The following is a 14,244-nucleotide window of genomic DNA, read 5'->3' as shown; positions in this document are numbered from 1 at the left end:
ATCTTCGGGGATGTATTCCGGCCAGTTTCACGCGCCCGGCCCGGAAATTGCACACACCGACACGAGCCCGCGCGACGCGTCGGCGCCCAACTGCCAGCACAATGCGTTCCGGCGGAATTCCGTCACCCACATCCACCTGGAGGAATGATGGCCCCCACCGGTCCCCGAATGGCCCTGACCGCGCTCTCCGCATTGGCCGCCGCGGCGGTATTCACCGCCCCCGCCGCCGCCACCTCTTACCACAATTCTATTTCCGTACAGCCGTACGCCCACATCACTCCGGAGGGCACGATCACCCTTTCCGGGACGTACGTCTGCGCCGACCCGTCGCCCGCCGGGGCGGTTCAGCTGATGGCCGTGGTCGTCCAGGACTCCGTCCGCCTCGGCGCCAACGCGGACGAGGAGCCCGTCTGCGACGGCGCGGTGCACGAGTGGCAGAGCCACGCCAAGCTCGCCTGGACCCCGGACCTGCACGCCGGTGACGCGGATGTCGAGGCACGGCTCCAGCGGGTCAACCGGGCCGGCGGCATCATGCCGAAGTCGGTCGACACGCTCGCCGAGGACGTCCACGGCGCCGAGGTCGTCGACCACCGGTGACCGGGAGCGCATCCGCGGGAGGCATAGCGCCGGCCGGTCCGGTGGCCGCCGCTACCGGACGGGGCCGCCGCCGGCCCTTCCGCGACGCGCCGCGCGCCGCCCGGGAGGTGGCGCCGCCGCGCCTTGCGCGACGGCCGTCAGCGGCAGTGGGGTGCGACACCCGTCATCGACATGAACGCCACCGTCTGGCAGCCGGGGTCGGCGTGCGGGAGGCCGGTCGTCCAGTCCACGACCGCCGGAATCCCGGCCACCAGCAGGAGCAGGGCCAAAAAGGCGGTGGCGACGCGCCCGTTCAGGCGGCGCACGTCACGATCCCCACGTCACACGTCGGTTCCATGGCCGCATCATCACCCCGAACCCCACTCACCACAACCCGTGACCGTTCGATCACAGCGCGCACGATCACCCCGCGCCGCGCGGGACGCCCGTCGCCTCGAACTCGCACCAGACGGCCTTCCCCTCGCCCCGCGACTCCACCCCCCAGTGCGAGGCCAGGGCGTCCACCAGGAGCAGCCCGCGCCCGGTGGTGGCCGACTCCCCCGGCGTACGTCGGCGCGGCCACACGCTGGAGCGGTCCTTGACCCACAGCCGGATCCGGCGGATCGGCTCGGGCAGCACCTCCATCGTCAGCACCGCACCGCCGTCGGTGTGCAGCAGGGCGTTGACCAGCAGCTCCCCCGCGGCCAGCTCCACGTCGTCGGCGAGCTCGGGCATGCCCCAGTCGCGCAGCGCCTGCCGCAGGGCGTAGCGGGCCTCCGAGAGGCCCTCCGGGTCGGCCTGGTGGATGTACTGGTGGATCCGGGGTGCGCGGTGCGTGCCCGGGTCGGGGGCCCGGCGCAGCACCAGCAGGGCCACGTCGTCCCCGGAGCCCCAGCGTTCCCACAGCCGGTCCGAGAGGTGGTCGGCGAGGGCGCCGGCGTCCTCGGGGCCGCTGCGCACCGCGTGGGCGAGCGCCTCCATGCCCTGGGTGATCGCGGTCCCGGGCTCCTCCACGAGTCCGTCGGTGCACAGCACGAGCGTCTCCCCGGGCACCAGGTCGAGGCGGGTCTCGGGGAAGTCCTCCTGCTCGAACACCGAAGCCAATCCGAGTGGCAGGCCGCCCCGTACGTTCGGCCAGCCGGTACGGCCGTCCGTGTGCCGGATCAGCGGCCCGAGGTGGCCCGCGCGGACCGCCCGTACGCCTCCCGTCTCCAGGTCCACCTGCGCGTACATGCAGGTCGCGAAGCGTTCGGTGTCGAGTTCGGCGAGGAAGCGGGAGGCCCTGGCCAAGACGGTGGAGGGCGGGTGCCCCTCGCCCGCGTAGGCCCGCAGCGCGATCCGCAACTGGCCCATGATCGCCGCCGCGTGCGTGTCGTGGCCCTGTACGTCGCCCACGACGATGCCGACCCGGTCCCGGGGCAGCGCGATCACGTCGTACCAGTCCCCGCCGACCTCGCGCCCGCTCCAGGCCGAGTGGTAGCGCACGGCGATCTCCCCGCCGCTGATCTCGGGGATCCGGCGCGGCAGCATGGCGGCCTGGAGGCCGGTGGCGAACTCGCGCTCCTGGTCGAAGAGCAGGGCCCGTTGCAGCGACTGGGCCACGATGCCGGCCAGGCCCAGGCACAGGTTGCGTTCCTCGGGGCTGAACTCGCTGCGCCGGCGGTAGAACAGCATCAGCCCGCCGATCGCCTTGGCCTGCGCGATCAGCGGCAGGTAGGCGGCGGCGCCGTACGGGATCCGGTCCAGGTAGTCCGCGAGGAGCGGGAACTCGGCCGCCACCTCGGCCAGCGAGGTCGCGAACCGTGCCTGGCGGGTGACCACCGCGTGCGAGAGCGGCAGCGAACCGTCCAGCCGGGTGAACTGCCGTTCGCTGAGGATCTCCAGGCTCTCCCCGCTCAGCGCGATGATCTTGATGGCGTCGTTCTCGACCAGCCCCAGCGCCAGCCCGTCCGCACCGAGCCGCTCCAGCGCGCCCGCGCCGGTCAGGCTGGCCGTCACGTCGTCGACGGTCACCGCCCGCGACAGGGCCTCCGTGGTGCGCTGCACGATGGTCGCCTGGTGGGCGCGGGCCGTCTCCAGCTTCCGCAGCACGGTCAGGTGGGCGAGTTCGGCCGTCGCGTCCCGGACGATCCCGATGATCCGCAGGGGCCTGCCGCCCGGATCGCGCAGGACCCGCCCCTGGGTGTGGGTCCACTGGTCGCGCCCGTCGCGCCGGCGGACGGTGAAGTACGCGCCGTACGTCTCGTCCCCGCCGTCCAGGACGCCCTGCACGGTGTCCGCCAGGCGGGCGCTGTCATCGGCCGGGATCCGCAGCCCGAGGCCTTCGGGGGTGTCGTCGAACTCCTCCCGCTCCAGGTCGAAGACGGTCAGGCCGGGGTCGTCCAGCACCAGCACCCCGGTGCCCAGGTTCCAGTCGAAGCTGCCCATGCCGTTCAGGGCGAGCCGTTCCCCGGGGCCGGTCAGGGGCTCCCGTGCTTCCGGACCGTCCGGCCCGGGTCCGTCGGATCGCTCCGCCGCTGCCAAGAGACACACACCACCTAACGGCCTGGCCAGCACGGCTGGGAGATGAGCCGCTCCCACTCCTCGTCAGGATGCCCCGGAAGGGTCCGCCCGGCCTCTCGCCAACGCGAGAGGAGGGACAGGTAGATCGTGTACGGCTCGCCCGCGCCGGCTCCGGGCCCGGGGCCCGGTCCCGAGACCGAGCCGGCCGCCGGCCCCTTGACCGCGGACCTCCCGGCCGGTGGCTGTTCCCCGCGGCTCGCCGGAATGCGTACCCAGCCACGGCCGCCGCCCTGTGCTCGCTCCGCGCCCATCACGACCCCTTCTCAGCGCCCGACGTCGCTGCCCGACGTCGCTCACCGCAGATACGTCTTGGGATACCCCGCGGCCGCCCGGTCGACCCGGGTACCGCCGGAGGAGCCCGGCAACGGTCGCCGGCCGGCGAGGCGCCCCAGGACTCCCTTGACCAGTCTCCCCGCCGTGAAGCCGGCACCGTGCACGAATCGCATGGAAGGGCCGAACGAGGGAGCGGTCAGCAGCCCGGCGAAGAACAGGCCCGGCCACGACGACTCGAAGCGGGGGCCCAGCTCCGGCGTGCCGCCCTCGCCCACGGTCGCCAGCGCGGCCCGCAACCCCGCGTCGAGCAGCTCCAGCCGGCGCAGCTCCGGGGTGAAGCCGGTCGCGGCGATCACGTGCGCGACGTCCATGACGACGGACTCCCCGGCCGCCGTGGTCAGCCCCAGCCTCGTCCGCTCGCCGACCGCGACCGCCCGGTGCAGGTGGTGCCCGAGCAGTACGGGGACCCGTTGCTCGAAGCGGTCCCTCAGCCACCAGGCTCCGGCCGGCCCCAGCGCCGTGGCGGCGATCCGTTCCCGGGTCGCGGCCGGCAGCCTCCGTACCGCCCACGGCAACTCCGACCACACCCAGCTGCGCCAGCCGGTGCCCAGCCCGCTGTGCGGGTCGCGCAGCGCCCGGGTCAGGGGCCGCTCCAGGGGCTGCGGGGCGGTGTTCCAGTTCAGCCGCGACCGCCGGGCCACCAGACACGGCCGGGCCCCCGCCTCGGCCAGCAGCGCGGCCGTCTCCAGGGCCGCCTGCCCGGCGCCGAGGACAGCCACCTCACGACCGGCGAACCGGCTCAGGTCGCGGTGGCCGCTGCTGTGCGAGTAGTGGCCCGGCGGGAGGTCGCGCAGCGCCGGAGGGAAGTTCACGAACGGCATCACGCCGACGGCGAGCGCGACCGTCCGGGTCAGCCGCGGCGGCCCCTCCGCCGTCCTCACCACGAACCCGTCACCGCGCGGGGCCACCTCGGTGACGGTGACCTCCTCCACCTCGGGGCCGCCGGCGTGCCGGGCGAACCACAGCCCGTACTCGCTGAACGTGCCGATCGGCAGCGGACTGCCGTGCTCGGCGGGCCGCCCGCGGGTGGCGCAGTAGTCGGCCAGGGTGTGCCGCCCCCCGGGCGCCGAGAGGTTGGACGACCAGGGCTCGGACTTCAAGTACATGCCCTGCGGCATGTGGTCCCGCCACGACGCCATGGGCCGCCCCAGGACCCGTACCCCGAGCCCGGCGGCCGCCGCGTGTGCGGCGATCGACAGCCCGTACGGTCCCGCGCCGACCACCACGAGATCGTCCATCCGCGTCATCGCTGTCCTTCCAGTCCCATGGATACCCGGCCGCGCCTCGTGCGGGCGGGCCCCTCGCCCCGGCCCCGGAACGCCCCGCCGCGGCACGCCGGGCGGGGCGGGGACCGGACGGCTCACCGGGTCACCGGGTCACCAGCTCATCCGGTTCCGCCGGGGCCTCCGGCGGCGGGGCGGGGTGGGTGGCCGGGCCGGCCGGGCCGCCCGGCACGGCCGGCGGCTGCTGCTGCCGGCCGCGCTGGCGGGGGGCCCGGACCACGGCGCGGGCGGTGCGCCGACCCCGCGCCGGGACCGCGCGCAGCAGCCCCGCCCCCTTGTCCGCGCCCCGCCCGAGGAACGCGGCCAGCATCGCCAGGAACGGTCGCAGGTCGTCCGCGGCGAACCAGGCCGCCTCCACCCGGCCCCGCCCCGGACCCCGGCCCCGCGGTGGCACCCCGGGGGCGGCCGGGCAGCCGGCCGCCGCGTCCCGGGCCCCGCCCGGGGCGAACGGCAGGCGGCGCCCCCGTACCGCCGCCAGCAGCGCGTAGTTCTCGGCGAGGAAGACCCGGCCGGGGCCGCCGGACGGCTCCGGTACCCGTTGCCCCGTCAGGTCCATGTACATCGCCTGGACCACGTCCAGTCCGCTCGCGTCCGTGAACAGCCGGAACTGCGCCCCCGGGCGCGGGTTGAAGTCCACCAGCCGGAAGCAGCCCCGCTCGTCGCGCCGGAAGTCGAGGTCGAGGATGCCCTGGTAGCCCAGCCGTTCGGCGAGCCGCAGCCCCGCCTCCTCCACCGCCGGATCCGGCAGCCACCGCCCGACCGCCGTCAGTCCCGTCCGGACCGGCCAGGACAGTTCCTTGCGGCCCGAACCGACCAGCAGCGGGCGGCCGCCCCGGGTGAAGGCCCCGTGGAAGAACCAGTCAGTGTCCGTACCGGCGGGCAGGAACCGCTGGAGCAGCAGCCGGCTCCCCGCCTCCGTCGAGCGCTCGTACAGCCCCCGCGCCTCGGCGGCGCCGTGCACCAGGGTGGTGCTCCGCAGTCCGGCGCCCGTCGGCAGCAGCCAGGGCCGGCTCCACTTCGCCACCACCGGCAGGCCCAGCCGCCAGGCGGCCTCCGCCGCCTCGGCCCCGCTCGCCGGGATCACCGTCTCCGGGTGCGGGATGTCCCAGCGTGCGCACAGCCGGGACAGCTCCGCCTTGTCGGCCACCCGGGCGGGCAGGCCGTCGGGCTGATGGGGGATCCGGTAACGGTCCTTCAGCATCGGTGCGAGCCGGGCGACCACGATGGCGCTCAGGTCGTCCATCGCGACCAGTACCGCCGGCCGCCCGATCCGCTCGGACACCCCGACGAGACACTCCAGCAACGCCTCCGGCGCCTCCGGGTCCAGCCCGCCCTCGGGCCCAGGGTGCGCGGCACGCAGGTACCGCGAACGCCCCATGGGACCTCCCCCGGCCTCGACGACGGCATGGACCTCCACGCCCCTGCGGCCAAGGGATCTGACGGCGCCGAGGGTTCCGTGGTGGAACGGATTGCGATCGAGTCTGAGCAGAACAGCGGGCACATGGTTGGCGAACGCGTGCATGGCAGCGGTGTCTTTCACCTAGTCGGACCAAGCGGGAAGGGTACGCACCTGCGAATGGACTACTGATGGGTCATCGGACAGGCCATTCGTCGGATGTGATGTCTAACGTCGTTGGAGACCACACCGGTTCAGGAAGCTCGGGAGACGCCATGCGCAGACCACACCGCCGATTGGCGAGCACCTGCATCGGTACGGTCACGGCCGGGCTCCTCGCGTCCGGCGCCGCGCTGGCGGCGCCGGAACCGGGGCCGCCGGCCGGTTCCGGTTCCGGCTCCGACATCGCCATGGGCGCCTACCTCGACTACGGGCCGCCGGGGGTCGCCCGGATCCCGTACCTGTCGCGCTGGCTGGGCGGCAAGGAGATCCGCGTCGGGCACACCTATCTGCCCGGCGACCGGTGGACCGGGATCGAAGGGTCCGTCGACTTCCTGGAGGACTGGGCCGAGTGGCGCCAGGCCCGGGACGACCGGATGTTCGTCCTCAACGTGCCCATGCAGGCGCACAACGAGGACCGGGTGTCCGACTGGCAGGTGGCCCGGCTGATCAGGGCGGGCGCGCGGGGCGACTACGACGGGCACTTCCGCAAGCTCGCCGAGCGGCTGGTGGAGCTGGGCGTTCCGGACACCGTCGTGGTGCTCGGATGGGAGATGAACGGCTCCACCTACACCCACCGCTGCGGTCCCGACCCGGAGAACTGGAAGGTGTACTGGAAGCGCGTCGTCAACGCGATGCGCGCCGTCCCCGGACAGAAGTTCAAGTTCGATTTCGCCCCGAACCGGGGTGCGGACGCGATCGGCTGGACCCACTGCTACCCCGGTGACGACGTGGTCGACATCATCGGGATGGATTCGTACGACCAGTCCCCCGGCCGGACGTTCGACGACCAGGTCACCCAGCCGTACGGGCTCCAGCAACACGTCGACTTCGCGAAAGCACACGGCAAGCCCATCTCGTACCCGGAGTGGGGACTGTTCCGGCGCGGGGACAACCCCGAGTACGTACGGCGCATGCTCGCGTGGATCGAGCAGCACAAGCCGCTCTACCACACCATCACGGACTACTGTCCGCACGGCGTCTGGCAATGCAAGGCGAACCCACGGTCGGCCAAGGCGTTCCGCACCGCGCTGACCCCGCGCAAGCCGGACCCGGTCACCCCCACGCCGGTCGTCCCGACGCCCGTGGTCCCGACGCCCCCGGTCGTCCCCACGCCGCCCGTCGTGCCCACCCCGCCGGTCGTCCCCACGCCGCCCGCCGTCCCGACGCCGCCGGTGGTGCCGAGCCCCGCCGTCCCGGCGCCCGACGCGACCACGCCGAAGCCGCCGAGCCCACAGGTGCCCTCGCCGACCCCCACGCCCACCCCGACGCCCACACCCACGCCCAGTCCCGTCGTCCCCGCTCCGGACGTCACTCCGGTCGTCCCGGCACCCGAGCCGTCGGCGTCCGAGATCCCGGTCCCGCTGCCGAGCACACCGGATGCCACCCCGGCGAACCCCTCGGTCCCGCCGGTCGTCCCGTCCGACCCCGTCCCCGTCCCCTCGCCCACGCCCACGCCCACGCCCTCGCCCTCCGGCGTCGTGCCGAGCCCGGCGGCCCCCGTGCTGCCGGTGCTGCCGGTCGTGCCCGTGGCGCCCCAACCGAATCCGCCCGCCACCAACACCACCCAGTGGTGCGTGCCGATCAACTTCGGCGAGTGGCTCTCCAAACTGGTCGGCCACCAGGCCGTCTGCATCAAGATCGACTGGAGCAGGAACTCGCTCTGGCCGTTCTAGCCGCCCGCCCCGGCTCCGGCCGGGGCGCCGCGGGTACGGGCACGGGGGCGTACCTCGTGTCATCGCACCCGCAGTTCGTTCAGTCGCGCCCGCCAGTCCCTGGCGGCCGGCAGCGCCTCGCGCAACGCGTCCACCGCCCGCTCGCGCCCCGTCACCTGCGACTCGTGCAGCCGCAGCAGGGGCGCGAGCGCGTTGGTGGACAGCAGGAGCCGCCGGTTGACGACCGTCTCGGGCCGCCAGTGGTTCTTGTACGGCTCGTTCCCGCGCAGGAAGCTGACCACCGGACGGCCCTCGGCCAGGGCGCGGCCCGTCTCGTAGCGCAACAGCAGGGTGGCGATGTCCACCTTCCGGTCGCGCAGGTCGGGGTCGGCCCCGTACAGGTAGCCGCCGCTGAGCGCCGCGGACAGCAGCGTGACGTTGGCGGCGACCACCTTCCCGTCCAGCCGGAACTCGGTCAGCCGACCCTCGCCCGCCCGGACCATCCGCCGGGTCGCCCGCGTGAGGTGCTCGGCGAAGCGCGGCTTGAGGTGTTCGGGGGTGACCCCGCGCCCGCGCCACTGCTTCTCGTGCAGCCGCAGCAGCGTCCGTACGGCCCCCGGCACCTCCTGTTCGGTGACCTCGTGCTCCTCGATCCCGGCGGCGTCGGTCTTGCGGAGCTTGGCCCGGACCCGCTGGGCACCGGACGCGGGCATGCGCTTGACGAGCTCGTCGAAGGGCAGCGTCGGCAACTCCATGCAGGTGGAGTCGGTCAGCTCGGCGCGGGCCCCGGTCCACGCCTCGAAGACGGCCTCGGCCGAAGCGCCGGGCCTGACCTCGCGCAGGTCCACCACGGCGCCGCGCGCGGCCCGGTGCAGGCCGTGGGCGAGCGCCGGGACGACCTGATCGGCGTGCTCCGGGTGCACGAGCACGTCGAAGTAGTCGGTGATCCCGCCGCCGAGCGGCACCAGCAACGGCAGCGGCCGGTGGACGAGGGTCAGCGCGGCCGCCCCGACCAGTTCCTCCCCGCGTCGTACGAGGAGCAGCCGCAGTCGCCCCTCGCGGCCGTACGAGAGCCACCAGGAGTGCAGCCACGCGTGGCTCTGGAAGGGGGTGGCGGTGGGGCAGACGCGCAGGAGCCGGTTCCACTGCTCCTCCAGCGCGGCGAACTGCCGGGGATCGCGGCACAGCGTCACCACCAGGGCCCCGGTGGAGCCCGAGGTCATCGCACGGACTCCTTCTCCTTGACCGGGGCGGGCTCGCCCTGCGCGGGCAGCGAGGCGTACTCCTCCACGACGGTCTCGGTGGTGGTCTCGGCAGCCTCGGCGGCGGGCGTCGCACGGCGCCGCCGAGCGGGCTTGGCCAGCAGCCACAGCCCGCCGAGCAGCCCGCCGGCGCACATCCCGACGGCGCCGCTGACGGGCGCGGACGGCGAGGCGGGGTCGGCCGGGGCGACGGCCTGGTTGAACAGGATCAGTTGGACGCCGGTGTTCTTGGCGGCCTGATTGCTGCTCAGGGAGAGGGCGTCGGCGACGGCGTTGGCGATGTCGGCGGCCTCGGCGGGGCTCTTGGAGGTGCCGGTGATGGCGATCATCGGCGAGTCGGGCGAGGTCTCCGCGCGCACCTGCGTGCGCAGTTGCCGGGCGCCGATGCCGGCGCGGGGCTGGGCGTAGGCCAGGGTGGAGCTGCTGGTGGCGATGCGGGCGTACGCCTGCGCGAAGCCGAGTGCGGTGGCGGGCTCGGTGGTCTCGTTGGGCACGGCGACGACGTAGCCGGTGGCGGCGTACTCGGGTGCCTTCAGCACCCCGTACGCCCCGCCCACGGCCAGCCCCAGCAGCGCGCAGGCGGGCAACGGCCACCACGCGGGCGGGCGCGGGACCCGGACCCGGCGGCGGTGGTCGGACTTCTTCTGGTCGGCGGTGTCGGCCATGTGCGTGCTCGCTTCCTGAGTGGAGGGACTTCCTTCGGCCCCCGGACGGGGACCCTTGCGGGAGGGCTGTTCACCCGACGTGGCCGCCGGCCCGGTCGCCCGGGCCGGGCGCGGGACGGGATGCGGCTCCGCCGCCCTGGCCCGGGGTGGTGCGGCTGCTTAGAGGTCCGAGGGCAGGACCACCGGTCCCGTCCGGGGCCACCACGACCACAGCCCCGCCGGCCCGGCCGGAGCCGCCGCGGTCGCCCTGGCCGGGCGCGGGAAGCGGGGGCCGCGTGGGGGGTGCTCCCGGGTCCGGGCCCCCGGCCGCCTGGGGGCCGGGCGGCTCCGGCGCGCCCACGGGGTCCGTCGCCGCACGCGGCACCGCCGGCCCGGCCGGCGACTCCGGCGCCGTGGGCGTCCCCGGCCCGCGGGCCGGGGCGGGGCCGCGGGGGGACAGGGCCGTCGCGTAGACGGCCATGAGTTGTTCGGCGCTGCGCGCGATGTCGTACCGCCGCACCACCGGAGGTACCGGCAGTCGGCGTGCCCCCGCCTCCATGTGCCCCCGCAGCGCCGCGACCAGTTCCTCCGTGCCCGTCCCGATCCGCCGCGCCCCCGGCGCCTGCGCGGCCGGGAGGTCGTCGATCGCCGGGCAGGTGACGTGCAGCACCGGCAGCCCCGCCGCCAGCGCCTCGACCACGGCCAGCCCGAACGCCTCCTCCCGCGACGGGGACACGAACACGTCCATCGCCGCCAGCAGCGCCGCGACCCCCGGGGTGCCCCCTGCCGAGCCGTCCCCCAGCGGATCGCGCTCGCCCAGCAGGTGGATCCGGCCCTGTGCCCCGAGTTCCCCGGCCAGCCGCCGCAGCGCGGGCCGCTCCGGACCGTCCCCGGCCAGCACCAGGTGCGCCCCGGGCAGCGCCGCCACGGCCCGCACCAGTACGTCGAACCGCTTCCCCGGCACCAGCCGCCCGACCCCGCCCACCACGAACGCCCGCTCCGGCAGCCCGGTCCGGGCCCGCGTGGAGCGCCGTACGCCCTCGTCGAAGCGGAACCGGGCGGCCTCGATCCCGTTCGGTACGACGTGCACCCGCGCGGCCGGCACCCCCCAGCTCTCCAGCCGGGCCGCCACCGTCTCCGAGACGGCCACCGTCGCCGCGCCGAGCCGTTCACCGGCCAGGTACAGCGCCCGCACGCCGCCCGACAGCGGCCGGCCCTCGATCTCGGCCGCGCCCAGGGAGTGTTCGGTGGCCACGACCGCCCGGACGCCCGCGAGCCGGGCCGCGAGCCGCCCGTACAGGCAGGCCCGGTACAGGTGCGTGTGCACGAGGTCGTACCGGCCGCGCCGGATGAACCGGACCAGCTTCGGCAGCGCGGCCAGGTCCCGGTTGCCCTTCATGGCGAGGTGCACGACCCGCACCCCGTCGGCCCGCAGCCCCTCGGCCACCGAACCCGGGTTGGTCAGCGTCAACACGTCGCACCGCATCGGCAGGTGCCGCAGCAGCAGCCGCAGTTGCTGCTCGGCGCCGCCCACGCCCAGTCCCGTGATGATGTGCAGCGCCTTCACCAGCGCACCCCGCGGACCAGTTGCCGGCCCTGGTGACGCAGTTGCTTGACGCGCAGTCGGGCCCCGCCGTCGGCCTGGCTGACGTGGGTGCGCGGCATGGCGTGCCGGCCCGCGAGCCGGCCGGGGTCGATGGCGCACGCGTACCCGTACCCGGCGGCCTCCGTCGCCGCCACGACCCGGGCGTCGAGGTGCCCGTACGGGTAGCAGAACCCCTCGGGCAGGGTCCCGGTCAGCTCCCGGATCAGCTCCCGGCTGCCGCGCAGTTCCTGCTGGAGCACGTCGTCGGACGTGACGGTGAGGTCCTGGTGCAGCAGCCCGTGGGAGCCGATCTCCTGTCCGGACGCGGCGACCTCGCGGATGCCCTCGGCGGTGAGCAGCGGCTTGCGCGGTCCGACCGGGTCCCACACGTTGTCGACACCGAGCCGCCCGGGGAGCACGAACAGGGTGGAGGTGCAGTCGTGGCGGCGCAACAGGGGCAGCGCCCGGGTGAGGAAGTCGGTGTACCCGTCGTCGAAGGTGAGCCCGACGAGCCCGGCGTCGCGCCCGGCGTCGCGGGCCCGGAGCAGCTCGCCGACGGACACCCCGCGCAGGCCGCGGGAGCGCAGCCAGCGCAGTTGGGCCTCCAGGGCGCGCGGCGTGACGGTGATCCCGTACGGGTCCTCGGCGGGGTCGGTGAACTCGGCGACGGAGTGGTACATGAGGACCCACGGCGATGCGGTCCGGCGGGTGGGTACCACCGAGGCGAGGGGCGCGGTGTCGGTGTCGGTGTCGGTGTCAGCGGGCATGACGGAACCTCTGGGTGAGCTGGGAGGTGAGCTGGCTGATCTGTTCGGGCAGGGCGGTGATCTCCAGGGCCCGCATGGCCATCCCGGTGGCCCCGAACATGGCGGGGACGAGCAGGCAGCCGAGCGCGGCGCTGAGCAGCGGGTCGGGGATCATCGGTCCGGCGATCCACCCGGTGCCGCAGGCCGCGAAGGCGGCGACGGCGAGCCGGCCGATGCTGACGGCGACCCGGCGGACCTGGATGGGGACGATCCGGGAGCCGAGTCCGGTGAGGAGGAGTGCGGCGGTGGCGGTGATGCCGGCGGCGTTGGCGGCGGCGATGCCGTAGGTGCCCCACCAGCCGACGGCGAAGGCACCGGCCACGATGTTGACGAGGAGCCCGGCGCCCATCGCGAGCGCGGGGAACCAGGTGGGCCGGTCGGTCGAGAAGAAGGGCCTGCTCAGCGCCCCGACGAGGCAGTGGCCCAGCAACCCGAGGCCGTAGACGCGCATCACGGAGGCGGTGGCCTGGGTGTCGTGGTGGGTGAACGCCCCGCGCTCGAAGAGGACCTGGATGATCTGGGGCGCGTATCCGATGACGAGGGCGGTGCCCAGGAGGACGGCGAGCGAGGCGAGCGCCAGGTCCTGTTCCACCCGCCGGCGGGCCTTCTCGCGCTCGCCGCCGGCCATGGCCTGGGCGACGACGGGGAAGGTGACGGTACAGATCATCAGGGAGAGCACCATCGGCATCTGCGCGACCTTCTGCGCGTAGTTGAGGTGCGAGATGGCGCCGGACGGCAGGGAGGCGGCGAGGAAGCGTTCGACGAGTACCTGGGACTGGCGGAACACGGCGAAGAAGATGACCGGGGCGATCAGCCCGAAGGCGATCAGCGTCGGCCGGTCCCGGTCGCGTTGGTCGCGGGTGGCCGGCTTGGCGCGGGCCGGCGCTCCGCCGCGGCCGGCCGCTTTGCCGCGGTGCGGGCCGAAGCCCACGTTGCGGATGAAGGCGGGGAGTTGCACCAGGACCATCAGCGCACCGCCGACGGCGACTCCGGCCGCCGCCGCGCGCACCCCCCAGACGGCGTGCAGCAGCACCATCGTGCCGATGATGCCGACGTTGTACGAGACGTAGATCGCGGCGGGTGGCAGGAACGAGCGGTGCGCGCGGAGCGCGGCGCTGAAGTACCCGGCGACACCGAAGGTCAGCACCGTGAGGGCGGTCATCCGGGTGCACTGAACGGCGAGTTCGGGGTCCGGCAGACCGGGTGCGAGCACGCCCACGACGAGCGGCGCGGCGAGGACGAGTACGGAGGCCACGGCGGCCAGGAACACGGCGAGGCGGGGCAGGGTGGCTCCGACGAGCAGCCGTACGGGGTCCTGGCTGCGGGCCTCCTTGCGGGTGAGCCCGGCCCGGCTGGCGGCGCGCCGGGCCAGTGCGTGGCTGAACGCGGGCACCATCAGCAGCGCCATGGCGTCCTCGATGAGCAGCGTGGAGGCCATCTCGGGGACGGTCCAGGCGATGAGGAAGGCGTCGCTGTCGTGGCCGGCGCCGAAGAGGTGCGCGATGGTCTGGTCGCGTACGAGGCCGAACACCGCGCCCGCCGCGGTGAGCCCGGCGGTGACGGCGGCGGCCTTGGCCAGGAACCGACCCAGCGGGGCCGGTCCGTTCCGGCCGCGCCGCGCTTCCCGGTCGTCGTCCCCCGTCCCCGCCGGTCCCGTCGGACGGTTCCGGTCCGCGCCTGCCGCCGCCGCGTCGGGCCTCTCCGCGTCGGGTGCCGCCCCGTCCGGTGCCGCCCCGTCCGGGCCGGCCCCCGCCGCCGGCCCGGGAGCCGTCTCGTCGGGCGCCGTCCGCTCGGCAGGCGCCGGTTCGGGCCTGCCGGCGCGGGGCGGCCGGACGCGCTCCCCGGGCGGCCCGGCGGGGGACGGGGCCGCCGGGGGGGTCGGCTTCGGCGGACGGCCCGCGGCCGCGGCGAGGTCGGTCGCCG

Annotated in this window: 10 protein-coding genes and 1 pseudogene; 2 read left to right on the top strand and 9 right to left on the bottom strand. The window is 74.8% G+C overall.

Features of this window, described 5'->3' with window-relative positions; all coding sequences use genetic code 11:
* Positions 1–168: 168 nt before the first annotated feature.
* Positions 169–597, top strand: a complete 429-nt coding sequence (locus tag ACFVXJ_RS26715; protein ID WP_389665430.1) for a DUF6299 family protein — start codon at positions 169–171, stop codon at positions 595–597.
* Positions 598–734: 137 nt separating this feature from the next.
* Here ACFVXJ_RS26715 and ACFVXJ_RS26710 read toward each other — a convergent pair whose 3' ends face one another.
* The 4 genes from ACFVXJ_RS26710 to ACFVXJ_RS26695 form a co-directional block, all read right to left on the bottom strand.
* Positions 735–902: a hypothetical protein gene (locus ACFVXJ_RS26710; protein WP_361313133.1), complete on the bottom strand. Its 168-nt coding sequence runs from the start codon at positions 900–902 to the stop codon at positions 735–737.
* Between the two features lie 97 nt (positions 903–999).
* The gene (locus ACFVXJ_RS26705) at positions 1,000–3,099 is read right to left on the bottom strand and encodes a SpoIIE family protein phosphatase (RefSeq protein WP_389665428.1); all 2,100 of its coding nucleotides are present in this window, start codon (positions 3,097–3,099) and stop codon (positions 1,000–1,002) included.
* Between the two features lie 332 nt (positions 3,100–3,431).
* Positions 3,432–4,709: an NAD(P)-binding domain-containing protein gene (locus tag ACFVXJ_RS26700; protein ID WP_389665427.1), complete on the bottom strand. Its 1,278-nt coding sequence runs from the start codon at positions 4,707–4,709 to the stop codon at positions 3,432–3,434.
* A 130-nt stretch (positions 4,710–4,839) separates the two neighbouring features.
* Entirely contained in the window at positions 4,840–6,132 is a 1,293-nt protein-coding gene (locus tag ACFVXJ_RS26695; RefSeq protein ID WP_389665425.1) for an ATP-grasp domain-containing protein, read from the bottom strand.
* Between the two features lie 293 nt (positions 6,133–6,425).
* Between ACFVXJ_RS26695 and ACFVXJ_RS26690 the strand changes: the two genes are divergently transcribed.
* Positions 6,426–8,045: a glycoside hydrolase family 26 protein gene (locus ACFVXJ_RS26690; protein ID WP_389665423.1), complete on the top strand. Its 1,620-nt coding sequence runs from the start codon at positions 6,426–6,428 to the stop codon at positions 8,043–8,045.
* Between the two features lie 59 nt (positions 8,046–8,104).
* Here ACFVXJ_RS26690 and ACFVXJ_RS26685 read toward each other — a convergent pair whose 3' ends face one another.
* The 5 genes and pseudogenes from ACFVXJ_RS26685 to murJ all read right to left on the bottom strand — a co-directional run.
* Positions 8,105–9,247, bottom strand: a complete 1,143-nt coding sequence (locus ACFVXJ_RS26685) for a GNAT family N-acetyltransferase (RefSeq protein ID WP_389665422.1) — start codon at positions 9,245–9,247, stop codon at positions 8,105–8,107.
* A complete protein-coding gene (locus ACFVXJ_RS26680; RefSeq protein ID WP_389665420.1) occupies positions 9,244–9,951 on the bottom strand; it encodes a lipopolysaccharide biosynthesis protein in 708 nt (235 codons plus the stop codon). Before ACFVXJ_RS26680 ends, ACFVXJ_RS26685 begins: the two co-directional genes overlap by 4 nt.
* A gap of 421 nt (positions 9,952–10,372) precedes the next feature.
* Positions 10,373–11,497 (bottom strand): annotated as a pseudogene (locus ACFVXJ_RS26675) (glycosyltransferase); the annotation flags it as partial.
* Positions 11,494–12,282: a polysaccharide deacetylase family protein gene (locus ACFVXJ_RS26670; RefSeq protein WP_389665418.1), complete on the bottom strand. Its 789-nt coding sequence runs from the start codon at positions 12,280–12,282 to the stop codon at positions 11,494–11,496. The pseudogene ACFVXJ_RS26675 and the gene ACFVXJ_RS26670, both read right to left, overlap by 4 nt.
* Positions 12,272–14,244, bottom strand: a 1,973-nt coding sequence (murJ, locus tag ACFVXJ_RS26665) for a murein biosynthesis integral membrane protein MurJ (protein WP_389665416.1), incomplete at its 5' end; no start/stop codon positions are given. The genes ACFVXJ_RS26670 and murJ, both read right to left, overlap by 11 nt.

This window comes from Streptomyces sp. NPDC058279, assembly GCF_042881255.1.
Taxonomy (GTDB): domain Bacteria; phylum Actinomycetota; class Actinomycetes; order Streptomycetales; family Streptomycetaceae; genus Streptomyces.
The sequence above is the reverse complement of the archived record's forward strand: the minus strand, read 5'-3'. Positions and strand labels throughout refer to the sequence as shown.